Genomic DNA, 24,743 nt, shown 5'->3' with positions numbered 1-24,743 from the left:
AACCTTCGGGCTGATGGTGAAGTGGCGGGACCCGCGATCGCCCGTTTCAGGCGCTTGTACGCGGACACTGCGGCAGCGGCGCGATGCACAAGCGCACGCAACGGCGCAGTGTACGGTCAGGCCGCGGTTCGCTGCGAGACATCGCTCCTGCTTGTTTTGCTATACCTGCGGCACCCGGCGGCCGTGCAAGGGCGGCCATTGCGGCAACAAGCGCAGCTGCAACGGCGCACCCGGCCTGCGACCGGATTACGGCGACGATTACTACGCCGCGTTCGTCATCGATCCCGATGGGCACCACCTCGAAGCGGTGGTCGACACGCCTGCATGACCTGCCGTGGCAGCCACGCCGACTGCAGACAGCTGCCTGGATGCGATGCGCTGGCCGGCAACCTCACGCTGCGACGGTCCGCGCCACCTGCCCGACACGCACGCGTCAGGCAGGCCGCCGCATGCACTCACATCTCCAGCACGACCTTGCCCAGGTGGCTGCCCTGCTCCAGATAGCGGTGCGCTGCAGCGGCTTCGCTGAGCGGGAAGCGCTTGTCGAGCAGCACGCGCAGCTTGCCCTGCGCGATCCACGGCCACACCACGCGCTCCACTTCCGCAGCCAGGCGCGCCTTCTCGTCGGCACTGCGCGGGCGCAGCGTCGAGCCGGTGAGGATGGCCTGCTTGCGCATCAGCAACGGAATCGGTACCTCGATGGTCGAGCCGGCCTGGGAGGCGATGTAGACGATACGTCCGCGCGGATTGAGCGCTTCCAGGGTGTCGGCGAATACTGCAGCGCCCACCATGTCCAGCGATACGTCCACCCCGCCGTGCGCCTTGGCCACGGTGACAAAGGATTCGGTGGTGGAGTCGATCGCCACATCGGCGCCCAGCTCGCGTGCCTGCGCCGCCTTGCCCGCCGAACGCGCGGTGGCCAGCACATGCGCACCGGCGGCCTTGGCCATCTGGATCGCCGTCACCCCGATCCCGGAGGTGGCGCCGTGCAGCAGCAGCCATTCCCCGGCGGCGAGCCGGCCATGCTCGAACAGGTTGGCGTACGCGGTAAAGACGGTTTCCGGCAGCGCCGCGGCATGCGCCATCTCCATGCCGGCCGGAATCGGCAGCACATGCCGCGCATCGACCGCTGCGTACTGCGCGTAACCGCCACCGCCCAGCAGTGCACATACCCGATCACCCACCTTCCAGCGGCCGGCCGGCTCCACGATCTCCCCGGCGATTTCCAGCCCGAGCGTCTGCGGTGCGCCGGGCGGCGGCGGATAGTGGCCGGCACGCTGGAGCAGATCGGGACGATTGATGCCGGCCGCATGCACGCGGATCAGCACCTGCCCCGGCGCGGGGCGGGGACGCGGCTGCTCGTCGGGGTAAAGCGCATCCGCATCGCCCTTGCCATCGCGGATGGCGATTGCGGTCATCGTGGTATCGCTCATGCGCAGCACTCCGTAGAAAGTGCGCCCAGTGTAGGGATCCCTGCGTCAAGGCATGGCGCACGCCCGGTCGCGACACCTCACCCACGCGCGGCGCGACCCCACTCTCAACCAACGCAGGGCGAGCGACTACGCGATGGCCGGCGCACGCGTTGAAGCGGTGTTGCAACGGACGCACGCCACCGCTGATGCCAGTCCGGGTGCGCCGCTGTGCGGCGACTGCCCGCAGGCCCGCAGGCCGGGCCGTCATCCGTTGCCGGCAAGCGCATCGCAAGACCACACCGCATCAGCACGCGCGCCTGCATTGCAGACGCACGTGGCAACGCATCACTGCGCGCTGGGCGCGGCGTCCTGGTCGATGTACTGGCGAATCGCCTCGAACACCTTGGAGGTGCCGTCATCCTGATCCGACGGCAGGCGGGCGGCGAAGTCCCTCAGCAACTTGTCGCCATCCACGCCGGGTTGCTCGGCCAGGGCAAGCGCCAGATCACCGACGCTGCGTGCCAACGCAACCCAGATGCGGCCCAGCGATTCGGCGATGACATCCATTTCCTGCTCTTGCATGTCGCGCTCCGATCAAGTGGCCTGGGGACTGGAGCTTACTGTGCACGCCGCACCCCGAGACTGGCGCCCGAAGCGGCCCCAACCCTGTCGCACATTGCGCAGGCATGCACGAGTTCCCCGAGGCAGCCGCATCCAGGACACCCGCAACCAAATATGCATTCATCGCGATGAAGCGATATTATGCCGGCACGATCCGCCGGACCCGCCGCGATGACGCCTCTCAGTTTCGAGTTCTACCCGCCCAAGACCGACGACCAGCGCGCACAGCTGGACCGCACGGCGGCCAGGTTGAAGGGCTACGCGCCGGAATACGTCTCGTGCACCTTCGGCGCCGGCGGCTCCACGCTCAGCTACACCTCCGAGACGGTGCGCCACCTCAAGCAGAAGCACGGTTTCGAGGCCGCCCCGCACCTGTCCTGCGTCGGCGGCAGCCGCCAGGAGATCCGCGAGCTGCTCAAGCTGTATCGCGCGATCGGCTGTACCCGCATCGTCGCCCTGCGCGGCGACCTGCCCTCGGGCATGGGCCATCCGGGCGACCTGCGCTATGCCTCGGACCTGATCGCCTTCATCCGCGCCGAGCATGGCGATGCGTTCCGGATCGAGGTCGGTGCGTATCCGGAAACCCATCCGCAGGCGACCGACGCACTGAGCGATCTGCGTTACTTCAAGGCCAAGGTGGATGCCGGCGCCGATGCCGCAATCACCCAGTATTTCTACAACGCCGATGCGTACTTTCATTTCCGAGACGCGGTGCAGCGCATGGGCGTGGAGATCCCGATCATCCCCGGCATCATGCCGATCTCCAATTTCTCGCAGCTGCGGCGCTTTTCCGAGCAATGCGGTGCAGAAATTCCGCGCTGGATCAGCAAGAAGATGCAGTCCTACGGCGACGATGCCGATGCGGTGCGCGCCTTCGGTGCGGAAGTGGTGGCCACCGTGTGCGAGCGCCTGATCGCCGGCGGCGCGCCTGCGCTGCACTTCTACACGCTCAACCTGGCCAAGCCGACCACGCAGGTGCTGCAGCTGCTCGGGCGCTGAGCCACGCCAGCGATGCCATGCCGTTGCTGGCTGTCTGTGCGGGCACGGCACCGGCAGGCGCGCGTGATGCGCAAGCGCCGTATAGGCTACCGCTGTCTCGGCGCGTTGCGCGCCGGCTCACGCACGGCCCGTTACGCTGCGTCGATGCCCCGCCTCCTGCTGCCGTTGCTGCTGCTGTCCTGCCTTTGCCCGGCCATGCGCGGGCAGGCGCAGGAGATCCGCCGATGCGTGACAGCGGACGGGCAGACCATGTTCACCGACCGCCGCTGCGAAGATGTCGGCGCCGCGGCGCGCCCGCCGCCGGCCACGCGCACGCAGGGCACTACCGGCCTGTCTGGCTACGGCTGCCCGCGCCGGCTGAGCGAACTGGTGTCGTTGCTGCAACTGGCGGTGGACAGCCGCGACGTCAACCGGCTCTCCAGCCTGTACCTGTGGAGCGGCCAGTCCGACGCGGCCGCCAGCCAGGTACTGAGCCGGCTGGAAGCCATCGTGCAACGCCCGTTGCTGGATATCGTCCCGATGTACCCGCAACGCGATCCGCCGACCTGGCAAGCCGATGCAGACACGTCGGCGGCGGCTCCATCACTGGACGGCAGTGCGACCGACACCCCACTCCCGGCACCCCCGGGCCGCCCACGCCCCTGGGGCCTGCGCCTGGAGCAGAATCTCGCCAGCGGCACGCCCGCGCGCAGCGTGTTGCGGCTGCGTCGGCAGTACAACTGCTTCTGGGTGACGTTCTAGCGCAGCGCCCGCCTTGACGGACGCCGGCGGATCGCAGTGGCGAAGTATCTGCGTCGGTGGAGCGTATCGGCTCCGAGAGTCCGTTGGACCCCGTGCCTCAGGTGGTGAGGCCTGCAGGCTACGCGGCGAGCCGGTCCATGATCTGCCCAGCCGCCTGCTGCGGGTCCAGCGCGGCGCTGTCGATCATCCAATGCGGCTCGGTCCACGCCACGTAGTCATGCGCGAGCACGGAGGACCAATCCGGCATGCGCAATCCGGGCACCTCGCTCTGCCGCGATTCCACGCGCTGCCGATGCATCTTGCGATCGCTGCACACTACTTCGATCTCCAACAGGCGGCTGCGTGTGCGGCGCGCCACATCACGCCACGCCTCACGGGTGACCGGCAGTGGGTTCACGCAATCGGCGACCACCACGTGACCCTGGTGCAGATTGGCCGCGGCAAGCGCATAGGCGGTCATGTAGCCGGCTGGTCCGACGTCGTTGGCGAGTGCACCACTTTCGCGCAGTGACTGCTCGATCGTATCGATACGCAAATAAAACGCAGTGCAGTGCGTCAGCAGCGCCTGGGCGATGGAACTCTTGCCGACGCCGGGCAATCCGCCGAACACCACCAAGGTCGCTGACGGCGCAGTCACTGCGGCCACAGTGCGCGAATCGCCGCGATGCCCTGCGCGCCATGCGCACGTGCCTCGCGCAGGTCGTCGACCTGCATGCCCCCGAGTGCGTAGATCGGCAAGGAGACCTGCTCGCGCAAGCGTTCGAACCCCTCCCATCCCAGGGGTGTCGCACCCGGATGCGATGCAGTCGCCTGCACCGGCCCCAGCACCGCGAAATCGCAGCCCAGACGCTGGGCGTGGCGCAGATCCTCCAACCCATGACACGAGGCGGCAACCGGCTGTTCGGCCGGCAACGGGCGCTCCTGCAGGCTGGCCAACTGCTCCGCGCCCAGGTGCACGCCGATGCCGAGTTCGCCGGCCAGTGCGATGTCGCGGTTGAGCAGCAGCTGCGCGCGCGTACGGCCGCGCAGGCGCAGCACCTGTTGCAGCAAGGCCTGCCAGCGTGCCGGTTCGGCCTGCCGCGCACGTAGCTGGATGCGCGTGATGCCGTCCTGCAGTGCACGCTCCAGGCCTTCCAGCCACAGCGCGTCATCGTCCGGCTCGGGCGTGATCAGATAGCGGTCGGGCTGGCGCAGCACGCCGACCACCGGCACGTCGGCCGGCGGCATCGAATACCGGGTCAGCTTGTCCGCGGCCACCCAGGTCATTGCCTGGCCTTCGCGGCCGCGCGGGCTGCCCTTCCAGGCGGTGATGTGGCGCACTTCCAGGCGCAGCCGCTTGTCCGGGTACAGCTGCGGCACGTCCATCAACCACTCGCCGACCTGCGCCTCGATACCGAGCTCTTCGTTGAGTTCGCGCACCAGGGCCTGTTCGGAGGTTTCGCCAGGTTCGCGCTTGCCGCCCGGAAATTCCCACAGGCCGGGCATGTCGCGGGTCTCGGTGCGGCGGGTCAGCAGGATGCGGCCGCGGGCGTCGGTGATCACGCCGGCGACGACGTGGATGGATCTCAGAGAATCGGGCATGGGCACAAGAGTGCCGCGAGTGAGCGGTTCAGCGCAATCGCTTGAGGGCGGGGAATGGAGATTCGGGAATCGGGAATCGTTTGAAGCACGCACCATGCCCGCCTTTGCAATTCCCCGTTCCCGATTCCCGATTCACGTCTACAGTGGATGGCCGATGCCAGAGCACTCCGCTGGGATCGTGCAGGGTGAAATCGCGTGCGCCCCATGGACGGTCTTCCGGCACGCTGCAGGTCACTGCAAACTGCGCGTCCAGGCCGGCATCGTGCACGTGCTGCCACCAGCTGTCGGCATCGTCCACCCACAGGTGCAGCATCAGGTTCTCGGCCAGCTCGCGCAGGTAGAAATCCTGCAGCAGGAACGCACAATGCGTGCCATGCCGGAAGCAGGTCACATTGCCCACCTCGTCCTCCTGCACGAAGCCCAGCGCGCGATAGAACCGCTGCGACAGCGCGTAGTCGCGCGCAGGCACGAACACCTTCAGTTGCTGGCTGGACAGCTGCGACATGACGCACTCCCCCGCAGGACGTGGATCGAGCATACGCCCCGCAGTGTCGCAGGCGGAAAAGCCTGCGTGCAGCAGGCATGGTTGCCACCGGCGCGCGATGGACAAGCGTGGGGCGAACCGCGCCAAGCCCAGGCTCACCAGGACAGCGCCCATCAAGCTGGTCGAACGCTTCTGGAGTCTATGCCACGGGTTGCAGACGTTGCCTGGCAACCACGCAAGCCAAGCCGTTGGCAGGGACTAGGCGGAGAGTTGGAAAAAGCGTGAGATTCAGTGGGGTCATTGCACCCCGCCGCCCACATTCCACGCCTGAGTATCAGCAGCTCCAACGAATCCCTCCGTCAGCAGAGCCCCCTTGGTAAGGGGGCGCGCCAACGGCGCGGGGATCGGAAGCAAGGACCGTGCACCAGGCGTCCGCGACGCGGATGCCTGGTGTGCAGCCCGCCAGGCGGGCTGCACCACGGTCAACTCAGCTCAGCTGAGCTGACCGTGGCAGTGCTTGTACTTCTTGCCACTGCCGCAGGGGCATGGATCGTTACGGCCTACCTTGGGCTCGTCGCGGGTCACCTGCGACACTGGCACCGGGGCGTTGCCGCCCTGCATCTGTTCCACTTCCTCGTCGGCACCGTAGCCGCCGGCGTCCTGATGCTGGAACTGCGAGGCCATCAGCCGCGCCTGCGCCTGCAGGCGTTCCTGCTCTTCCAGCTCGGCCACTTCCTCCTCGCTGCGGATGCGCACGCGCGCCAGCAGGTTGATCACTTCGCGCTTGACGTTCTCCAGCATCTCGGAGAACAGCTCGAAGGCTTCCTTCTTGTATTCCTGCTTGGGCTGCTTCTGCGCATACCCGCGCAGATAGATGCCCTGGCGCAGGTAATCCATCTTGGCCAGATGCTCCTTCCAGCCCTGGTCCAGCACGGTCAGCATCACGTGCTTCTCCAAGGCACGCATGGTGTCGCTGCCCACCGCCACTTCCTTCTCGGCAAAGTGCGCATCCACCGCCGCCTGCACCTTGGCCGCAATCTGCTCGGCGTCCAGTTCTTCCTGCGTGCGTGCCATCTCGCTCAGCGCCAGCGGCATGCCCAGCTCCGATTCCAGCGTGGCTTCCAGCCCCTTCAGGTCCCACTGCTCGTCGACCGAATTGGGCGGCACGAAGCGCGCGACCAGGTCGTAGATCACATCGCCACGGATGCCGTCGACGTTGTCTTTGACCGATTCGGCATCCAGCAATTCATCGCGCTGGGCGTAGATCACCTTGCGCTGATCATTGTTGACGTCGTCGAAATCCAGCAGGTTCTTGCGGATGTCGAAGTTGTGCGCTTCCACCTTGCGCTGGGCCTTTTCGATCTGCCGGCTGACCAGGCGGTCTTCGATGACGTCGTCTTCCTTCATTCCCATCATGCGCATCGCCTTCTGGACCCAGTCCGAGGCGAAGATGCGCATCAGGTTGTCTTCCAGCGACAGGTAGAAGCGCGAGGAACCCGGGTCGCCCTGACGACCGGCACGGCCGCGCAGCTGGTTGTCGATACGCCGCGACTCGTGCCGCTCGGTACCGATGATGTGCAGGCCGCCGGCCGCCTTGACCGCGTCGTGGCGACGCTGCCATTCGGTCTTGGCCGCAAGGCGCTGCTCGTCGCTGATGTCCTCGCCCAGGCCATGCAGCTCGGTTTCCAGCGAACCGCCCAGCACGATGTCGGTACCGCGACCGGCCATGTTGGTGGCGATGGTCACCGCGCCCGGCTGGCCGGCGTTGGCCACGATGGTGGCTTCGCGCTCGTGCTGCTTGGCGTTGAGCACTTCGTGCTTGACCCCGGCCTTGCGCAGGTGCTCGGACAGCATCTCCGAGGTCTCGATCGAAGTGGTTCCCACCAGCACCGGCTGGCCACGCTTGGCGCAGTCTTCGATGTCGGCCAGCACCGCGTTGAACTTGCCCTTGCGGTTGAGGAACACCTGGTCCGGATGGTCCTTGCGCACGGTCGGGCGGTTGGTCGGGATCACCACCACTTCCAGGCCGTAGATGCTCTGGAATTCGTAGGCTTCGGTATCGGCCGTACCGGTCATGCCGGACAGCTTCTTGTACATGCGGAACAGGTTCTGGAAGGTGATGCTGGCCAGCGTCTGGTTCTCGCGCTGCACCGGCACGCCTTCCTTGGCCTCGACCGCCTGATGCAGGCCATCGGACCAGCGACGCCCGGACAGGGTGCGGCCGGTGAATTCGTCGACGATGACCACTTCGCCATCGCGCACGATGTAGTCCACGTCGCGCTGGTAGATCGCATGCGCGCGCAGCGCGGCATTGAGGTGATGCACCACGCTCAGGTTCTGCGCGGCATACAGGCCGTCCTCGGCATTCTCGAGAATGCCGGCCTGCATCAGCAGTTCTTCGGCGTGGCCCATGCCCGCCTCGGACAGATGCACCTGCTTGCCCTTCTCGTCGATCCAGTAATCGCCCTCGCCCTCTTCGCTTTCCTGCCGGGTCAGCTGCGGCACGATGCGGTTGACGCGGATGTACAGCTCCGGCGATTCGTCGGCCGGGCCGGAGATGATCAGCGGGGTGCGCGCCTCATCGATCAGGATCGAGTCGACTTCGTCGACGATCGCGTAATGCAGGTTTCGCTGGTAGCGGTCGGCCCTGGACAGCGCCATGTTGTCGCGCAGGTAATCGAAGCCGAACTCGTTGTTGGTGCCGTAGGTGATGTCGCTGCCATAGGCCTCGCGCTTGTCGCTGTGCGGCATGCCCGGATACACCACGCCCACGCTCAGGCCCAGCCAGTTGTACAACTTGCCCATCTGCGCGGCGTCGCGTCGGGCCAGGTAGTCGTTGACCGTGACCACATGCACGCCCTCGCCCTGCAGCGCGTTGAGGTACACCGGCAGCGTGGCCACCAGGGTCTTGCCTTCACCGGTGCGCATCTCGGCGATCTTGCCCAGGTGCAGCACCATGCCGCCGATCAGCTGCACGTCGTAATGGCGCATGCCGAGCACGCGGCGGCTGGCCTCGCGGCACACCGCAAAGGCTTCGGGAAGAATCTTGTCCAGGGACTCGCCGGCGGCAAGTCGCTGCTTGAACTCCGGGGTCTTGGCTTGCAGCTCGGCGTCGGAGAGCTTCTCGATCGTCGGCTCCAGCGCATTGATCTGGGTGACGAGGCGGTTGAGCTGGCGCAGCTGGCGTTCGTTACGACTGCCAAAGACACGGGTAAGCAGACTGTTGATCATTGAAGAAACCGGTTGAAAAGGAACGGTTTGACCGACGCCGGTCCCCAAGACCCGGCCGCCGTAAACGAAACAGGGCGCACTGCGCCCTGTCGATGGCAACACCCTATTGTAGCTTGGGGCGGGCCTTCACGAATCAAGCACCACCCGCGCCGTCGTCAACCGCGCCCGCGGCGGCCCACCGGCGTATTGGTATCGCCGAGGAACTTGCGCGGATTGACCACCCGCCCGTCCGCCCACACTTCGAAATGCACGTGCGCGCCGGTGGAGCGGCCGCTGGATCCGGCCCTGGCCACCTGCTGGCCGGCGCGGACCAGATCGCCCACCTTCACCACCAGGCGAGAGTTGTGTGCATAGCGGGTCACGTAGCCGTTGCCGTGGTCCACTTCCACCACGTTGCCGTAGCCGCCGCGCACGCCGGCGTAGCTGACCACGCCATCGGCGACCGACATCACCGGGTCGCCCACGTTGGCGTGGAAGTCCACCCCCTTGTGGAAGGCCGAGCCGCCGTCGAACGGATCGGCGCGGCCGCCGAAGCCGGAGGTGATGTAGGTGTTGCGGATCGGCATCCGCGAGGGCACCGAATTCTGTTCGAGCTGATGATCGAACATCAGCGTGGCCAGCACGTTTAGTTGCTGGCCGGAGGCGGAGAACTGCTGTTCGACCTGCCCTAGCGTCTGTTTGAGCGATTCGACCGGCATGTCGCTGACCGGCTCATCGCCGCCACCGACGCCGACCGGCGCGTCGAAGTCGAACTCGCCGTCCTTCAGCTTGCCCATTTCGGTCAGCCGCTCGCCCAATGCATTGAGACGGGTGGCCTGCGCCTGCAGCTCGCCCATGCGCGCGGCCAGTGCGTTGACCTGCGCCTGCGAGGCGCGCTGCGCCTGGGCCAGCTCGGCCTGCTGCCGGGCAACCTTGGCCTGCAACGCGGAATTGGTCACCATGCCGGTGGCGGTGCTGGCACCGATGCCGATCAACATGCCCAGCCCAAGCACGGCACCGAGGACTACCATCGGTCGATCCGCAGCGAAGCCCTGGAACTGCCGGGCCAACCGTTGCGCCCGGGTTTCGCGAGATTTGATTACAACTTTCTTCAACGCCATATGAGTGTCATGTCCAAGCCCAAGTCCAACGCACGCAACCCTTCCGTCCCACAACCGGCCATCGAGGCCGCGTTGGGTGAAAAGGCTGGCGACCCCTTGCGCCGCGCCTTGTGGCTCGATGCGCTGGACCGGCAGTTGCGCCCCCTGTTACCGCCTCATCTGGCCACCCGTTGCCGGCTGGCCAATGTCAGAGACGAACAGCTGGTTTTTCTGGTTGATTCACCTGTCTGGCATGCCAAGTTGCGACTTGCCGAGACCCAATTACTGGATGCCGCCCGATCCATCGGACTGAAGGCCACCGCAGTGACCATCAAGACCACCACCACCCCGCTGCATTCCCCAACGCAGCAGAATCGCGAGCGTCCACGTGCTGTGTCGGAGGCCACGCACCGAGGTCTGCGCGATGCGCTGGCCTCCCTGCAGGACGTTCCACCCACCAAACGGTGAGTCGGTGTCGCCTGTTACGCGACGGCCATCGCGGCGTGAAAGAGTTGCGAAGGCCGCGCACGACCCGACGCATCCTAGCGGGCCTGGGCCGCGCAGGAGTTAGAGAAGTCTTAAATAAAAGTTAAGAACGGGCCGTAAATCCGACGCAGTTCACACTTCGAACGCCGATTACGGCATTCCCCGACATCAGGCGTAGACGGGGCTGGCGTAGGTGACCGGTGGCTGCACGCTGCCCTCGGGGAAGCTGACCCATTCCCAGGCGGCCTGATCCGCCAGCAGCGCGCGCACCAACTTGTTGTTGAGTGCGTGGCCGGATTTGAAGCCTTCGTAGGCGCCCAGGATGGCGCCGCCGGCCAGATACAGGTCGCCGATCGCGTCCAGGATCTTGTGCCGCACGAATTCGTTGGTGTAGCGCAGGCCGTCCTCGTTGAGCACGCGGAACTCGTCCAGCACGATGGCATTGTCCATCGACCCGCCCAGGCCCAGATTGCGCTCGCGCATATATTCGAGATCACGCATGAAACCGAAGGTCCGGGCGCGCGAGATTTCCTTGACGTAGGCCGAGGTGGAGAACTCGATTTCCTGGCGCGACTGCTTGGCCGGGATCATCGGGTGATTGAATTCGATGGTGAAGCCGAGTTTGTAGCCTTCGTACGGCTCGAAGCGCGCGACCTTGTCGCCCTCGCGCACTTCCACCGTCTGCTTGATGCGGATGAAGCGCTTGGCCTTGTTTTGCTCGACGATGCCTGCCGATTGCAGCAGGAACACGAACGGGCCGGACGAACCGTCCATGATCGGCAACTCGGCCGAGGACAGTTCGACGATGACGTTGTCCACACCCAGGCCGGCCAGCGCCGACATCAGGTGCTCGACGGTCTGGATCTTGGCGCCATTGCAGGTCAGGCCGGTGCACAGCGTGGTCTCGGTGACCAGCTCGGCATCGGCAGGAACTTCGACGATCGGCTCCAGGTCCACACGCCGGAACACCACGCCATGATCGACCGGGGCCGGTCGCAGCGTCATGTACACCTTGTCGCCACTGTGCAGGCCGACGCCGGTGGCGCGAATGGTGTTCTTGAGAGTGCGTTGCTGGGTCATATGCGAAGTCTGGATGAACAATGCAGACAGACGCTGAACCGGCTGTCTAATCCGTAGAGATTATCCGAATTTTAACAAGTCGCGCGTGACGGGAACTGTAATTCCCGGGTCACGCAACTGCAAAAGCTGCCGGATCGTGGCCGATCCGGCAGAAAGGACATGGCACAGCATCCCTGGGGCGAACCCCGGGGCGGGACGGACCGCGCCGCCGTAGCGACGCGGCCGACGCTCCTCAGTCGGCCTGGCGGCGCAGGAACGCCGGGATATCCAGGTAGTCGTTGGGCAGGTCTGCAGCCGGCGCAGCGGAGCCGCCACCGTTGTTGCTACCGCTGCCGCTGCCGACCGAGTCGCTGCTCGGACGACGCAGGCCCAGGCCCATGCTGCCGCCGACGGCCTTGGACACCGCATCGCCGCCGCTGGTGTCGAAATCGCCGAACTCCGGCTGGCCGGTGGTGGCGTTGCGTACCAGCTTGATCGGCGCGCGCTGGTCCGGACGCTGGGTCTGGCGGGCAACCGCACGGTTCAGGCCAGTGGCCACCACGGTGACGCGCACTTCGTCCTGCATGTCCGGGTCAAGCACGGTGCCGACGACCACGGTCGCATCTTCCGAGGCGAACGCTTCGATGGTGCGGCCGATCTCGTCGAACTCGGACATGGTGAAGTCCGGGCCGGCGGTGATGTTGACCAGGATGCCGTTGGCACCGGCCAGGTTGACGTCGTCCAGCAGCGGGTTCTGGATGGCGGCTTCGGCAGCGGCCTGCGCGCGATCGTCGCCGCGTGCCGAACCGGTACCCATCATGGCCAGGCCCATTTCCGACATCACGGTGCGCACGTCGGCGAAGTCGACGTTGATCAGGCCCGGACGCACGATCAGGTCGGCGATGCCCTGCACGGCGCCCTGCAGCACGTCGTTGGCAGCGCGGAAGGCCTGGATCATGGTGGCGTTGCGGCCGAGCACGGTGATCAGCTTTTCATTGGGGATGGTGATCAGCGAGTCGCAATGCTGGCTCAGTTCCTCGATGCCCTTCAGCGCGACCTGCATGCGGCGACGGCCTTCGAACGGGAACGGCTTGGTGACCACGGCCACGGTCAGGATGCCCATTTCCTTGGCCAGCTGTGCAACGACTGGCGCCGCGCCGGTGCCGGTGCCGCCGCCCATGCCGGCGGTGATGAACACCATGTCCGCACCCTGCAGTGCGTCCATGATGCGCTCGCGATCTTCCAGCGCAGCCTGGCGGCCGACTTCCGGATTGGCGCCGGCGCCCAGGCCCTTGGTCACGTTGGTGCCGAGCTGCAGCTGCAGCTTGGCGCCGCAGTTCTTGATCGCCTGCGAGTCGGTGTTGGCGGTGATGAACTCCACGCCATCGACATTGGTGTTGACCATGTGCGCGACCGCGTTGCCGCCGCCGCCGCCCACGCCAACGACCTTGATGACCGCGTTGGGAGCCATTTTTTCAATCAGTTCGAAATGTGCCATGTCAGTGTCCTCTTTAGATGCCGTGAATGGGGAATCGGGAATGGGGAATCGGATTGCTCCGTTCGCCAGCCCAACACCCGCATGTCGGCGAATGTTGTTGTTTGAATGCCGGGAATGGGGAGTTGGGAATGGGGAATCGCAACTGCGAGCGATCTCCACACCAACTTCACTTTCTCAGCGGAACCACAAAAGTATTTACGCCCTGCCCGCTCTCACCGCTCTCCACTCAAATCTGCCGCAACCGCTTTGCCTTTGCTTCAACCAATTCTCGAATCCCGATTCCCGATTCTTCAGAATTCCCCGCGATACCAATTCTTCAATTTCTTGAACAAACTGCCGGCCCGTCCGGTCGGGATCGACGGGCGGCGCGGGTGTTCGATCTGGCTGCCCATCAGCAACAGGCCCACGCCGGAGGCGTGCACCGGGTTACCGACGACTTCGCCCAGGCCGGTGACGTGCTGGGGAATGCCCACGCGCACCGGCATCTGCAACATTTCTTCGGCCAGTTCGACCACGCCTTCCATCTTCGACGCGCCACCGGTGAGCACCATGCCGGCGCGCACCATTTCCTCGAAACCGGAGCGGCGCAATTCGGCCTGCACCATCTCGAAGATTTCCTCGTAACGGCCCTGCACCGCCTGCGCCAGCGCATGCCGCGGCATGCGGCGCGGCGGGCGATCACCCACCGACGGCACCTGGATGCTTTCCTCGGCGGTAGCCAGCTGCGCCAGCGCGCAGGCGTAGCGCACCTTGATCTGCTCGGCTTCCGGGGTCGGCGTGCGCAACATGTGCGCGATGTCGTTGGTGACGTGGTCGCCGGCGATCGGCAGCGAGGCGGTGTGGCAGATCGCGCCCTGCACGTAGACCGCCAGGTCGGTGGTGCCGGCGCCGATATCCACCAGCACCACGCCCAGTTCGCGCTCGTCGGCGGTCAATACCGCCACGCTGGAAGCCAGCGACGACAGCACCAGGTCGTCCACCTGCAGGCCGCACTTCTGCACGCACTTGGTGATGTTGGCCGCGGCCGACTGTGCGCACACCACCAGATGCGCGTGCACCTCCAGGCGCACGCCGGTCATGCCGACCGGATTGCGGATGCCTTCCTGCGAATCGTCCAGCACGTATTCGCGCGGGATCGCATGCAGGATGCGCTGGTCGGCGGGAATGGCCACGGCCTTGGCCGCATCCAGCACGCGCTCCAGATCGCTCCAGGTCACTTCGCCGTCGCGGATCGGCACGATGCCGGGCGAGTTCTTGCACTGCACGTGGTTGCCGGAAATCGACGCATACACCGAACGGATCTCGCAGCCGGCCATCAGCTCGGCCTCTTCGACCGCGCGCTGGATCGACTGCACGGTGGATTCGATGTCCACCACCACGCCGCGCTTGAGACCGCGCGATTCATGCGAACCGATGCCGATCACTTCGATCGGATTGCCGGGCGAGTACTCGCCGACCAGCGCGACGACCTTGGAGGTGCCGATGTCCAGTCCAACGATGAGGGATTTGTCGCCTTTGCGGTTCATGTCTTAAAGCCGGGAATAGGGAATAGCGAATGGGGAATGGTCAACAGCGGTGCACGGATGCGGGGAGAGTTCAGGACAAGCGTGTGCGGCGCAGCGGGCGACACTGGCTTTGGCTTTTTGCCCATTCCCGACTCCCCATTCTCCATTCGCCGTTCCACCGTGAAGCCGTTGGTATAGCGCAGGTCGGCGCGGGCGATCGGGCGTTGCGGGTCGGCCAGTTGCGGCAGCACGCGGGCGAAGCGTTGCAGGCGGGCGCGGGCGTCGTCGCGGCCGATCACGATCTGCACGCCGTTGCTCAGGCCCAGCGACCAGCTGCCGCGTGCGTCCATTTCCAGACGTTCCACATCCAGCCCGGTCGGCGCGAACAGCGCGCGCGACTCGTTGTAGAGCGCCACCACGTCCTGGGTCTTGCTGTCCGGGCCGCCGAGCTGCGGCAGCTTGAAGTCCTTCAACAACGGCGGGGTGCGGAACAACCGGCCCTGCTCGGACAACATGCGGTCGGTGCCCCAGCGCGCGAACGGCTTGTGCTCGGTGACGTGCACTTCCAGCACGTCCGGCCAGCGCTTGCGCACCTGCGCACTTTCCACCCACGGCAGGCGCGCGATGGCGTCCTGCGCGTTCTGCAACTTCACCGCGAAAAAGCCCGCGCGCGCATACGGCAGGACCACCGCACGCAACTGCTCGGCCGGCACCCGCTTGAAGTCGCCCGACACCCGCAGCCGCGCCAACGGCCAGCGCTCGGCGCCGACCCAGCCATTGAGCACGGCCACCACCGGCAACGCGACCAGCGCCACCGCGAGCAACCACGCCAGGATGCGCAGGGTGGCGTTCATGCGCGCGCTCCGCGCGCGGGAATGGGGAATCGGGAATAGGGAATCGCAACGGCAACAGCGCAGCCGCTGTTCACGATTCCAGATTCCCCATTCCCCATTCCCGGCCTCACAGCGTCTGCTCCAGCACGCGCCAGACCAGTTCTTCGAAATCGATGCCGAGCTGGCGCGCGGCCTTGGGCACCAGCGAGTGACTGGTCATGCCCGGGGCCGTGTTGACTTCCAGCAGATACAACTGGCCGCTGGCGCGGTCGCGCATCACGTCCACGCGGCCCCAGCCGCGCGCGCCGGCGGCGCGGAAGGCATCGAGCGCGAGCTGGCGAATCTGTGTCTCGGCATCGCCGTCCAGGCCCGGGCACAGGTACTGGGTGTCGTCGGCCACGTATTTGGCGTCGTAGTCGTACCACTGGCCCTTGGGCACGATGCGGATCGACGGCAACGCGACCTCGCCGAGCACGGCCACGGTGAGTTCGTCGCCTTCGATCAGCTGCTCCATCAGCAGCGCGCCGTCGTAGCGCGCCGCCAGCACCACCGCCTCTTCGAGCTGGGACTGGTCGAACACGCGGCTGATGCCGACGCTGGAGCCTTCGTTGGCCGGCTTGACGATGACCGGCAGGCCGATCTGCCGCGCGGCGGCATGGATGTCATCGGCATGGGCACCGGCAGCCAGGCGCGCATAGCGCGGCGTGGGCAGGCCCAGCGACAGCCACACCTGCTTGGTACGGATCTTGTCCATGCTCAACGCCGAGCCCAGCACGTTGGAACCGGTGTACGGCACCTTGAAGGCTTCCATCAGGCCTTGCACGATGCCGTCTTCGCCGCCGCCGTTATGGCCGTGCAGCACATTGAAGACGCGATCAAAACGCTGCTCGACCAGGGCCTGCGCCAGGGCCTGAATGCCGTCGACCGGCTGCGCATCGACGCCGCGCGCACGCAATGCCTCGAGCACGTTGCTGCCGGAGTTAAACGACACCTCGCGCTCGGACGAGGTACCGCCGAGCAGTACGGCGACGCGGCCGAACGCGGCCGGATCGCTGATGCGTGCATTGGGAATCACCGCGCTCATGCGGTCGCTCCGGTGAAGCCGTTGTTGATGATGTGCTGTGCGACATAGCCGATATCGCCGGCCCCCATCATCAGCAATAGATCGCCATCCTGCAGCACGTCCGGCAACACTTCGGCCAGGCCGGAAATCTGCCCGACCACCACCGGTTCGCTGCGGCCGCGCGCACGGATCGCACGCGCCAGCGCGCGCGCATCGGCGCCCGGAATCGGCGCCTCGCCGGCCGGATAGACCTCGCTCAGCACCAGCGCATCGACAGTGCTCAGCACCGCGGCAAAGGCGTCGAACTGATCGCGGGTACGGCTGTAGCGATGGGGCTGGAACGCCACCACCAGGCGCTTGTCCGGCCAGCCACCGCGGGCGGCGGCGAACACCGCTTCCAGCTCGCGCGGATGGTGGCCGTAGTCGTCGACCACACGCACGCGCGCACCGGTGCTGGTGGTGACTTCGCCCAGGTCGTTGAAGCGGCGGCCGATGCCGGCGAAGTTTTCCAGCGCACGCGCAATGGTCTCCGGTGCCACGCCCAGCTGCCAGCCGATCGCGGCAGCGGCCAGTGCGTTGAGCACGTTGTGACGGCCCGGCAATGCCAGCGTCACCGGCGTGGTGGTGCCTTCGGGCAGACGCAGCGTGAAGCGCATGCGCGGGCCGTCCTGCACCACGTCCTCGGCGCGCACGTCGGCGTTCTCGCTCATGCCGTAGCTCATCACATGGCGCGGCGTCTTGCCGGCCAGCGCGGCCACTTCCGGGTCGTCGATGCACAGCAACGCCAGCCCGTAGAACGGCAGGCGCTGCAGGAACTCGGCGAATGCGGCCTGGATGCGTGCGAAATCGTTGCCGTAGTTTTCCAGGTGATCGGCATCGATGTTGGTGATCACCGCCATCAACGGATTCAGGCGCAGGAAGCTGCCATCGCTCTCGTCGGCCTCGGCCACCAGCCATTGGCCACCGCCGAGCTTGGCGTTGGCACCGGCGGCCAGCAACTGCCCGCCGATGACGAAGGTCGGATCCAGCCCGCCTTCGCTCAGCACGGCCGCCGCCAGGCTGGTGGTGGTGGTCTTGCCATGCGTGCCGGCCACCGCGATGCCGCGACGGAAGCGCATCAGCTCGGCCAGCATCGCCGCACGCGGCATGATCGGAATGCGCTGGCTGCGCGCCTCCATCAGCTCGGGGTTGTCTTCGCGGATCGCACTGGACACCACCACGCAATCGGTGCCGAGCACGTTGGCCGCCGAATGCCCGCGCATCACCCGCGCGCCCAGCTTGGCCAGCCGCCGTGTCGCCACGTTATCGGAGTTGTCCGAACCGGAGACTTCATAGCCCAGCGTCAGCATCACTTCGGCAATGCCGCTCATGCCGGTGCCGCCGATACCGACGAAATGCACGCGCGGGAATGCACGCACCAGATCGCCACTGTCCTGCAGGCGGCGGATCACGCGGCACCTCCTGTGGAGGTGCGAATCGGGAATCGGGAATCGGGAATCGTGTGGAGCGGAGCGCCTGCAGCGACGGATACTTGGTCGGTGCGCTTGTCTGCGTGCATCAATGTGTGTTCCTGCAATTGTTCTGAGCTTTGCCCATTCCCCATTCCCGATTCACCACTCCCGGCTTCCTGCAGAATGATGTCGGCGATGCGTTCGGCTGCATCCGGTTTGGCCAGGGTGCGGGCGGCCTGTGCCATCGACAGGCGGCGTGCGGGGTCGGCGAGCAGGGTCTGCAAGACCTGCTGCAGGCGCACGGCCAGGGTGTCGTCCTGCTTGAGCAGCACCGCGGCGTCGGCCCCGACCAGGTATTCGGCATTGCGGGTCTGGTGGTCGTCCACCGCTGCGGCAAAGGGCACCAGCACGCTGCCGATGCCGGCGGCGCACAGTTCGGCCAGCGTCGATGCACCGGCGCGGCACACGACCAGGTCGGCCCAGGCGTAAGCGGCGGCCATGTCGGCGATGAACGGTTCGACGCTGGCGTTGACGCCCGCCTGCGCGTACGCCGCCTCGGCTTCGGCGCGCAGCTTCTCGCCGCACTGGTGGCGCACGTCCACATCCGGGTGGCCGAGCGCGGCCAGTGCCGCTGGCACGGCCTGATTCAATGCGCGCGCGCCCTGGCTGCCACCGAGCACCAGCACACGCACGGCACCGCCACGGCCGACCAGACGCGTGGCCGGCGCCGGAAGCGCTGCGATTTCCGCGCGCACCGGATTGCCCACCGCTTCCTCGCCAGTGAAGCTGCCCGGGAAACCGGTCAGCACGCGGCGCGCAAACCGCGACAACACCTTGTTGGTCATGCCGGGCGCGCGGTTCTGTTCGTGCACCAGCAACGGCACGCCGAGCAGCCGCGCCGCCAGGCCACCCGGGCCGGCCGCGAAGCCGCCGAAACTGATCACCGCACGCGGCTGGCGCTTGCGCAGCACGAAACCGGCGGCGCGCACTGCGCGCATCACCCGCACCGGTGCACCGAGCAATTTCACCAGCCCCTTACCGCGCAGGCCGCTGATGGCCAGCGTGTCCAGTGGAATGGCGTGCTGCGGCACCAGCCGGGTTTCCATCGCGCCATCGGCGCCCAGCCAGGTCACCGGCACGCCACGCGCGCGCAGCACCTTGGCCACGGCCAGACCCGGGAAGATGTGCCCGCCGGTGCCGCCAGCCAGAATCATCACTGGTCGACCCCCCGCACCTGGATGTGCGGGCGTTTGCGAGGGATTCGCATGGGCACTCATGCAATCCTCCCGAAGGTCGGTTCCACACGCGGCTGCATGCGGCTGGTGCCGCGCAGGATGGCCGACGCCGGTGCCACCGATGCGGCAGCGACCGGTGCGGCTGCGGCTGCGGGTGCGGCGGCAACCGGGTCACGCTGCGGCTTGTGCGCCGGCGCATAGGCTGGCGCGACCGATTCGACCACCGGTTCGGCCGGCTCGGCCGACGGCGCGCCCGCGCCCTGCGGCGACAATTTGCTGCGCAGGCGCTCGGCACGATCCATCTCGTAGGACACGCGCAGCAGCAGGCCCATCGCCACGCAGGTCATCAGCACCGACGAACCGCCGGAGGAAATCAGCGGCAGGGTCAGGCCCTTGGTCGGCAGGATGCCCAGGTTCACGCCCACCGAGACGAAGCTCTGCAGGCTGATCCACAAGCCGATGCCGAAGGCGATGTAGCCGGAGAAGTGACGCTTCATTTCCACGCAGCGCATGCCCAGCCAGAACGCGCGGCCGACCAGCAGCGCGTACAGCGCGATCACCCCGCACACGCCGACAAAGCCGAGTTCTTCGGCAATGACCGAGAAAATGAAGTCGGTATGCGCTTCGGGCAGGTAGTTGAGCTTCTGCACCGAGGCGCCCAGGCCCACGCCGGTCCACTGGCCGCGGCCCACCGCCATCAAGGCGTTGGACAGCTGGTAGCCGGAGCCGAGCTGGTCGGCCCACGGGTCCAGGAACGAGGTGATGCGGCGCAGCCGGTACGGCTCCAGGATCGCGATGAAGGCGAACACCGGCAGGCCGAACACGATCGGCATCGACATGCGCGGCAGGTTCACCCCGCCCAGCACCAGCATGCCGGCGGTGATCGCCAGCAGCAGCGTGGACGAGCCGAAGTCCGGCTGCATCAGCAGCAGGCCGACCAGGGCGATCGCCACGCCCAGCGGCTTGAGCATCGCCGGCCAGGTCGCGTTGACCTCGTCGCGAAAGCGCACCAGATAGCTGGACAGCCACACGATGTAGAGCACCTTGACCGCTTCGACGGTCTGGAACTTCGACACGCCCAGGTTGATCCAGCGTTTGGCGCCGTTGACGCTGCTGCCCAGGCCGGGCACGAACACCACCATCAGCAGGCCGAAGCAGGCCAGCAGCAGCACCTGGTTGTACTGCTCGATGGTCTTGAGCTCGGTACGCATCGCCCAGAACGCCAGGCCCACGCCAATGCCCAGGAACAGCAGGTGGCGGGTCAGGTAATAGAACGGGTTGTCGGACAGCTCGATCGAGCTGGACGCCACCATCACCACGCCCAGCGAGGCGAGCGTGGCCGCGGCCCCGAGCAGCCACGGGTCGTAGCGGCCGCCGATGGCGTCCAGTCGCGTGGCCTGGCGGGACATGTCGTTCATCAGCGCACCTTCAACGTGGCAAGGCCGATCAGCACCAGCACCACCGAAATGATCCAGAAGCGCACGATCACGCGCGGCTCCGGCCAGCCCTTGAGTTCGAAGTGGTGATGGATCGGCGCCATGCGGAACACACGCTTGCCGGTCAGCTTGAAGCTGGCGACCTGGATCATCACCGACAGCGTCTCGATCACGAACACGCCGCCCATGATCACCAGCACCAGTTCCTGGCGCACGATCACCGCGATGGTGCCGAGCACCGCGCCCAGCGACAGCGCGCCGATGTCGCCCATGAACACCATGGCCGGATAGGTGTTGAACCACAGAAAGCCCAGGCCTGCGCCGGCGATCGCCGAGCAGATGATGATCAGCTCGCCAGCCCCCGGAATCAGCGGGATTTTCAGGTATTCGGCAAACACCACGTTGCCCGAGGCATAGGCGAACACGCCAAGCGCGCAGGCCACCAGCACGGTCGGCATGATCGCCAGGCCGTCCAGGCCATCGGTGAGGTTCACCGCATTGGAGAAGCCGACGATCCAGAAATAGGCGATCACCACAAAGCTCACGCCGGCCAACGGCAGCGCGATCGACTTGAACATCGGAATGTAGAAGGTGATCGCGGCCGGCACGTCGGCGGTGTAGTACAGGAACAGCCCCGCTGCCAGGCCGAAGATCGACTGCAGCAGGTACTTCCAGCGCGACTTCAGGCCGTTGGGATCGCGGCGCACGATCTTGATCCAGTCGTCGTACCAGCCGATGGCGCCGAAACAGATCATCACCGCCAGCACCAGCCACACGTAGCGGTTGCGCAGGTCGCCCCACAGCAGCACCGACAGGGTCACCGTCAGCAGGATCAGCGAGCCGCCCATGGTCGGCGTGCCGGCCTTGGAGAAATGCGTCTGCGGGCCGTCCTGGCGGATCGGCTGGCCACCCTTGAACTGGGCCAGCTTGCGGATCACCGCCGGGCCCATCCACAACGACAGGAACAGCGCGGTCAGCGCCGCCAGGATGCCGCGGAAGGTCAGATAGTTGAACAGCCCGAACAGGCTCTCCAGTTGCTGCAGCCAACGCGCCAGCTCAAGCAGCATGGGATGCGTCCTCCGCCGGGGCCAGCAGCGCGGTGACGATGCGGTCCATGGCGCTGCCACGGGAGCCTTTCACCAGCAGCGTGGGCGGGGTGTGCGCCGTGGTGGCGGCAGTTTGCGCCGCCGCACCGGTGTGTTCGTACATCGAAGAAGATTCCTGCGTTTGAGTCGGCGAAACGGCGAGCTGCGCCAGATCCGCCTGCAAGGCCGCGATCAATGCGGCATGGGTGGCGAACACGCGGCCGCCCTCGCCGAACGCCTGCGCGGCGGCGGCACTGAGCTCGCCCAGCGCGTATAGGCGCTGCAGCTTGGCCGCGCGCGCGCGACGGCCGGCGGCCGCATGCAAGGCCACGCCTTCCGGGCCGAGTTCACGCATGTCGCCGAGCACCAGCCAGCCCTGGCCAGATGCCGCGGCCAGCGTGTCGATGGCCGCGTCCAGCGAACCGGGATTGGCGTTGTAGCTGTCGTCGATCAGCACAGCGCCGCCGGGCAGGGTGTGGGTGATCTGACGACCGGCCACCGGGCGCGCCTGCGCCAGACCGGCGGCGATGACCGGCAGGGCGATGCCCGCACCCAACGCCAGGCCGGCCGCAGCCAGCGCGTTGAGCACGTTGTGGCGGCCCGGCAACGGCAGCGCGATCTGCGCCTGGCCTTGCGGGGTCACCAGCGTGAACTGCGCCCCGCCCGCCTGCAGCCGCAGGCCATGCGCGGTGATCTCGGCACTGGCCTGCAGGCCGTAGCGCAACACGCGGCGGCCCTGCACCGGCTGCGCCTGCAGTTGCTGCTCGAACCAGGCACCGAAGGCATCGTCGGCATTGATCACCGCCACGCCATCGGCCGGCAATGCGGCGTAGATGGCGCCCTTTGTGCGGGCGACGCCGAGCAGGCTGCCCAGGCGTTCCAGATGCGCGGGTGCGATGTTGTTGACCAGGGCCACGTGCGGCTGCGCGATCTCGGTGAGATAGGCGATATCACCCGGCTTGCCGGCGCCCATTTCATAGATCGCCAGATCCGCATCGTCTGGGGCGGCGATCACCGCCAGCGGCAGGCCGATTTCGTTGTTGCGGTTGCCCGGCGTGGCGTACACGGTGATGCCGTCGACACGCCCGGCCTCGCTCAGGATGGCCAGCAGCAGGGCCTTGACGCTGGTCTTGCCGTTGGAGCCGGTCAAGGCGATCACCCGCGTGGCGCGGTCGCGCTGCATGCCGGCGGCGATACGCGCCAACGCCAGTTCGGTATTGCCCACCAGCACCTGCGGCACGCTCAGCGCCGGCAGCAGCCGATCGACCAGCAGGCCGCTGGCGCCATGTGCCACCGCGTCTGCGGCAAAGTCGTGGCCGTCGAAACGCTCGCCGCGCAGTGCCACATACAGGCTGCCGTTGGCCAGCGTGCGGGTGTCGTTGCCGACGGTGTCGATCATGGCGTCCTCGCCATGCAGCTCGCCACCGGCCCAGTGGGCGATCAACGACAATGGAGTGAGCTTCATGCGCGCACTCCCAGCCCGGTCCGCGGCAACAAGGCCTGCGCCGCCACGATGGCGTCGTCGAAGGCATGCCGCACACCGGCCACTTCCTGATATGGCTCGTGGCCCTTGCCGGCGATCAGCACGATGTCGGAGGCACCGGCCATGCTGATGGCCTGATGGATCGCCGCGGCGCGGTCGCGCTGCACGATCGCCGCATCCGGACGCGCGAAGCCGCGCAGGATGTCGGCCACGATCACATCGCCATCTTCGCCCCGCGGGTTGTCGTCGGTGACGATCGCCACGTCGGCGTTGACCTCGGCAATGGCCGCCATCTGCGGGCGCTTGCCGGTATCGCGCTCGCCACCGCAACCGAACACGCAGATCAACCGGTCCTGCGCATGCGCGCGCAGGCTGGCCAGTGCCTGTTGCAGCGCATCGGGCGTGTGTGCGTAGTCGACGACCACCAGCGGTGCGCCATGCGCGCCACCGAGGCGGTTCATGCGCCCGTGGATCGGCTGCAGCCGACCGAGCACCTCGGCGATCCGTGCCGGCGCGATGTCCAGCGCAGACAACGCGCCGGCCACGGCCAGCAGGTTGTCCACGTTGAAACGGCCCAGCAGCGGCGAGTGCACCGGATGCACGTGACCGTCGATATGCAGCGCGAAATTGATCCCGTTGTGATCCAGCTGCAGCGCCTGTGCACGCACGCTTGCCTGGGCCTGCGCGCGCGAACTCACGCCGATCGCGCGCAGCGCGGGGTCGAGCGAGGCCAGCAGCGTGCGGCCGAAGTCATCGTCCAGGTTGACCACGGCGGCCTTCAATCCGGCGCGCGCGAACAGCCTGGCCTTGGCCGCGCCGTACTGCGCCATGTCGCCGTGGTAATCGAGATGGTCGCGGGTGAGATTGGTGAACACCGCCACGTCGAAATGCACCGCATCCACGCGGCCCTGGTCCAGCGCATGCGAGCTGACTTCCATCGCCACGGCCTGCGCGCCCTCGTCGCGCAGTTGCGCCAGCAAGGCATGCGTCTGCAGCACCAGCGGTGTGGTGAACCCGGTCGGCACGGCGCTGCCGTACAGGCCCACGCCCAGGGTACCGAGCGTGCCGGCGGGCGTGCCGAGCAGTGTCAGGGCCTGTGCCAGCAATTGCACCGTCGAGGTCTTGCCGTTGGTGCCGGTGACGCCGACCATGCGCATCGCCTGCGAAGGCTGGCCGTGGAACTGATCGGCCATCGCGCCCAGGCGCGCACGCAGACCGGGCACGGCGATCGCATCGACCGGTACCGGCAGATCGGCCGGCGCCGGCGGCTCGAACAACACCGCCACCGCGCCATTGGCGCGCGCCTGGTCGACAAAGCCCAGGCCGTGCGCGCCGAAACCGGCGATCGCCACGAAGGCATCGCCTGCACGCACCACACGGCTGTCCATCACCAGGCCCGACACCTGCACGTCGTGCGCAAGCCGCACGTCCGGCAACAGCTGCGACAGCGGCATGGCGCGG

General features: G+C 66.8%; 20 protein-coding genes and 2 pseudogenes. 4 read left to right on the top strand and 18 right to left on the bottom strand.

Going from position 1 to position 24,743, the window contains the following annotated elements:
* Positions 1 to 217: 217 nt before the first annotated feature.
* Positions 218 to 328: pseudogene (locus CPBF1521_RS21765) on the top strand (VOC family protein); the annotation flags it as partial.
* A 127-nt stretch (positions 329 to 455) separates the two neighbouring features.
* Here the strand turns inward: CPBF1521_RS21765 and CPBF1521_RS04280 are convergent.
* Both CPBF1521_RS04280 and CPBF1521_RS04275 read right to left on the bottom strand, forming a co-directional pair.
* Positions 456 to 1,433, bottom strand: a complete 978-nt coding sequence (locus CPBF1521_RS04280) for an NAD(P)H-quinone oxidoreductase (RefSeq protein ID WP_115676120.1) — start codon at positions 1,431 to 1,433, stop codon at positions 456 to 458.
* A 324-nt stretch (positions 1,434 to 1,757) separates the two neighbouring features.
* Positions 1,758 to 1,994 carry a hypothetical protein gene (locus CPBF1521_RS04275; protein WP_115676119.1) on the bottom strand — a complete coding sequence of 79 codons (237 nt, stop codon included), beginning with the start codon at positions 1,992 to 1,994 and terminating at the stop codon, positions 1,758 to 1,760.
* 210 nt (positions 1,995 to 2,204) lie between these two features.
* On the opposite strand from CPBF1521_RS04275, the gene metF reads away from it, so the two are divergent.
* Positions 2,205 to 3,032, top strand: coding sequence for a methylenetetrahydrofolate reductase [NAD(P)H] (gene metF / locus CPBF1521_RS04270; protein WP_104560694.1), 828 nt, complete (start codon positions 2,205 to 2,207; stop codon positions 3,030 to 3,032).
* Between the two features lie 66 nt (positions 3,033 to 3,098).
* Positions 3,099 to 3,773, top strand: a complete 675-nt coding sequence (locus tag CPBF1521_RS04265) for a hypothetical protein (protein WP_370659361.1) — start codon at positions 3,099 to 3,101, stop codon at positions 3,771 to 3,773.
* Positions 3,774 to 3,891: 118 nt separating this feature from the next.
* Here CPBF1521_RS04265 and CPBF1521_RS04260 read toward each other — a convergent pair whose 3' ends face one another.
* The 5 genes and pseudogenes from CPBF1521_RS04260 to CPBF1521_RS04240 form a co-directional block, all read right to left on the bottom strand.
* Complete coding sequence (locus CPBF1521_RS04260; RefSeq protein WP_115676523.1) at positions 3,892 to 4,410, bottom strand: P-loop nucleotide/nucleoside kinase family protein; 519 nt, start codon at positions 4,408 to 4,410, stop codon at positions 3,892 to 3,894.
* On the bottom strand, positions 4,407 to 5,354 hold the full coding sequence (locus CPBF1521_RS04255; RefSeq protein ID WP_104649683.1) for a Nudix family hydrolase: 948 nt from the start codon (positions 5,352 to 5,354) through the stop codon (positions 4,407 to 4,409). The genes CPBF1521_RS04260 and CPBF1521_RS04255 overlap by 4 nt, the downstream gene beginning before the upstream one ends.
* 138 nt (positions 5,355 to 5,492) lie before the next feature.
* A pseudogene (locus CPBF1521_RS04250) lies at positions 5,493 to 5,859 on the bottom strand (VOC family protein).
* 471 nt (positions 5,860 to 6,330) lie between these two features.
* Positions 6,331 to 9,069 (bottom strand): preprotein translocase subunit SecA, encoded by a 2,739-nt coding sequence (secA, locus tag CPBF1521_RS04245; protein WP_115676116.1) that lies wholly within the window; start codon positions 9,067 to 9,069, stop codon positions 6,331 to 6,333.
* Between the two features lie 155 nt (positions 9,070 to 9,224).
* Entirely contained in the window at positions 9,225 to 10,169 is a 945-nt protein-coding gene (locus CPBF1521_RS04240) for a M23 family metallopeptidase (RefSeq protein WP_104649684.1), read from the bottom strand.
* Between CPBF1521_RS04240 and CPBF1521_RS04235 the strand changes: the two genes are divergently transcribed.
* Positions 10,170 to 10,616 (top strand): DciA family protein, encoded by a 447-nt coding sequence (locus CPBF1521_RS04235; protein WP_115676114.1) that lies wholly within the window; start codon positions 10,170 to 10,172, stop codon positions 10,614 to 10,616.
* Between the two features lie 186 nt (positions 10,617 to 10,802).
* On the opposite strand, the gene lpxC is transcribed toward CPBF1521_RS04235, so the two are convergent.
* From lpxC to CPBF1521_RS04180, 11 genes are all read right to left on the bottom strand, one after another.
* Positions 10,803 to 11,714, bottom strand: coding sequence for a UDP-3-O-acyl-N-acetylglucosamine deacetylase (lpxC, locus tag CPBF1521_RS04230; RefSeq protein ID WP_104584571.1), 912 nt, complete (start codon positions 11,712 to 11,714; stop codon positions 10,803 to 10,805).
* Positions 11,715 to 11,946: 232 nt separating this feature from the next.
* The gene (gene ftsZ / locus CPBF1521_RS04225) at positions 11,947 to 13,191 is read right to left on the bottom strand and encodes a cell division protein FtsZ (protein ID WP_104584569.1); all 1,245 of its coding nucleotides are present in this window, start codon (positions 13,189 to 13,191) and stop codon (positions 11,947 to 11,949) included.
* Between the two features lie 290 nt (positions 13,192 to 13,481).
* Positions 13,482 to 14,717 (bottom strand): cell division protein FtsA, encoded by a 1,236-nt coding sequence (gene ftsA / locus CPBF1521_RS04220; protein WP_003485272.1) that lies wholly within the window; start codon positions 14,715 to 14,717, stop codon positions 13,482 to 13,484.
* Entirely contained in the window at positions 14,714 to 15,550 is an 837-nt protein-coding gene (locus CPBF1521_RS04215; RefSeq protein WP_115676112.1) for a cell division protein FtsQ/DivIB, read from the bottom strand. Before CPBF1521_RS04215 ends, ftsA begins: the two co-directional genes overlap by 4 nt.
* Positions 15,551 to 15,656: 106 nt before the next feature.
* Positions 15,657 to 16,613 (bottom strand): D-alanine--D-alanine ligase, encoded by a 957-nt coding sequence (locus CPBF1521_RS04210; RefSeq protein WP_115676110.1) that lies wholly within the window; start codon positions 16,611 to 16,613, stop codon positions 15,657 to 15,659.
* The gene (gene murC, locus CPBF1521_RS04205) at positions 16,610 to 18,043 is read right to left on the bottom strand and encodes a UDP-N-acetylmuramate--L-alanine ligase (RefSeq protein WP_104584564.1); all 1,434 of its coding nucleotides are present in this window, start codon (positions 18,041 to 18,043) and stop codon (positions 16,610 to 16,612) included. The genes CPBF1521_RS04210 and murC overlap by 4 nt, the downstream gene beginning before the upstream one ends.
* Positions 18,040 to 19,320: an undecaprenyldiphospho-muramoylpentapeptide beta-N-acetylglucosaminyltransferase gene (gene murG, locus CPBF1521_RS04200; RefSeq protein ID WP_115676108.1), complete on the bottom strand. Its 1,281-nt coding sequence runs from the start codon at positions 19,318 to 19,320 to the stop codon at positions 18,040 to 18,042. The genes murC and murG overlap by 4 nt, the downstream gene beginning before the upstream one ends.
* Positions 19,317 to 20,696 (bottom strand): putative lipid II flippase FtsW, encoded by a 1,380-nt coding sequence (gene ftsW, locus CPBF1521_RS04195; RefSeq protein ID WP_115676106.1) that lies wholly within the window; start codon positions 20,694 to 20,696, stop codon positions 19,317 to 19,319. The genes murG and ftsW overlap by 4 nt, the downstream gene beginning before the upstream one ends.
* Positions 20,696 to 21,781 carry a phospho-N-acetylmuramoyl-pentapeptide-transferase gene (mraY, locus tag CPBF1521_RS04190; RefSeq protein ID WP_104538520.1) on the bottom strand — a complete coding sequence of 362 codons (1,086 nt, stop codon included), beginning with the start codon at positions 21,779 to 21,781 and terminating at the stop codon, positions 20,696 to 20,698. The genes ftsW and mraY overlap by 1 nt, the downstream gene beginning before the upstream one ends.
* Positions 21,771 to 23,264 (bottom strand): UDP-N-acetylmuramoyl-tripeptide--D-alanyl-D-alanine ligase, encoded by a 1,494-nt coding sequence (locus tag CPBF1521_RS04185; protein ID WP_104584556.1) that lies wholly within the window; start codon positions 23,262 to 23,264, stop codon positions 21,771 to 21,773. Before CPBF1521_RS04185 ends, mraY begins: the two co-directional genes overlap by 11 nt.
* Positions 23,261 to 24,736 (bottom strand): UDP-N-acetylmuramoyl-L-alanyl-D-glutamate--2,6-diaminopimelate ligase, encoded by a 1,476-nt coding sequence (locus tag CPBF1521_RS04180; RefSeq protein ID WP_181116520.1) that lies wholly within the window; start codon positions 24,734 to 24,736, stop codon positions 23,261 to 23,263. The genes CPBF1521_RS04185 and CPBF1521_RS04180 overlap by 4 nt, the downstream gene beginning before the upstream one ends.
* Positions 24,737 to 24,743: the final 7 nt, after the last annotated feature.

Source organism: Xanthomonas euroxanthea (assembly GCF_900476395.1).
GTDB lineage: Bacteria > Pseudomonadota > Gammaproteobacteria > Xanthomonadales > Xanthomonadaceae > Xanthomonas > Xanthomonas euroxanthea.
Note: the sequence above shows the minus strand (reverse complement) of the source record. Positions and strands in the feature narration are given on the sequence as shown.

Coding starts and splice junctions, on each gene's coding strand:
- CPBF1521_RS04280 (WP_115676120.1), bottom strand. CDS start 1,433: ATGAGCGATACCACGATGACCGCAATCGCCATCCGCGATGGCAAGGGC.
- CPBF1521_RS04275 (WP_115676119.1), bottom strand. CDS start 1,994: ATGCAAGAGCAGGAAATGGATGTCATCGCCGAATCGCTGGGCCGCATC.
- metF (WP_104560694.1), top strand. CDS start 2,205: ATGACGCCTCTCAGTTTCGAGTTCTACCCGCCCAAGACCGACGACCAG.
- CPBF1521_RS04265 (WP_370659361.1), top strand. CDS start 3,099: ATGCGCAAGCGCCGTATAGGCTACCGCTGTCTCGGCGCGTTGCGCGCC.
- CPBF1521_RS04255 (WP_104649683.1), bottom strand. CDS start 5,354: ATGCCCGATTCTCTGAGATCCATCCACGTCGTCGCCGGCGTGATCACC.
- secA (WP_115676116.1), bottom strand. CDS start 9,069: ATGATCAACAGTCTGCTTACCCGTGTCTTTGGCAGTCGTAACGAACGC.
- CPBF1521_RS04240 (WP_104649684.1), bottom strand. CDS start 10,169: ATGGCGTTGAAGAAAGTTGTAATCAAATCTCGCGAAACCCGGGCGCAA.
- CPBF1521_RS04235 (WP_115676114.1), top strand. CDS start 10,170: ATGAGTGTCATGTCCAAGCCCAAGTCCAACGCACGCAACCCTTCCGTC.
- lpxC (WP_104584571.1), bottom strand. CDS start 11,714: ATGACCCAGCAACGCACTCTCAAGAACACCATTCGCGCCACCGGCGTC.
- ftsZ (WP_104584569.1), bottom strand. CDS start 13,191: ATGGCACATTTCGAACTGATTGAAAAAATGGCTCCCAACGCGGTCATC.
- ftsA (WP_003485272.1), bottom strand. CDS start 14,717: ATGAACCGCAAAGGCGACAAATCCCTCATCGTTGGACTGGACATCGGC.
- CPBF1521_RS04215 (WP_115676112.1), bottom strand. CDS start 15,550: ATGAACGCCACCCTGCGCATCCTGGCGTGGTTGCTCGCGGTGGCGCTG.
- CPBF1521_RS04210 (WP_115676110.1), bottom strand. CDS start 16,613: ATGAGCGCGGTGATTCCCAATGCACGCATCAGCGATCCGGCCGCGTTC.
- murG (WP_115676108.1), bottom strand. CDS start 19,320: ATGAGTGCCCATGCGAATCCCTCGCAAACGCCCGCACATCCAGGTGCG.
- ftsW (WP_115676106.1), bottom strand. CDS start 20,696: ATGAACGACATGTCCCGCCAGGCCACGCGACTGGACGCCATCGGCGGC.
- mraY (WP_104538520.1), bottom strand. CDS start 21,781: ATGCTGCTTGAGCTGGCGCGTTGGCTGCAGCAACTGGAGAGCCTGTTC.
- CPBF1521_RS04185 (WP_104584556.1), bottom strand. CDS start 23,264: ATGAAGCTCACTCCATTGTCGTTGATCGCCCACTGGGCCGGTGGCGAG.
- CPBF1521_RS04180 (WP_181116520.1), bottom strand. CDS start 24,736: ATGCCGCTGTCGCAGCTGTTGCCGGACGTGCGGCTTGCGCACGACGTG.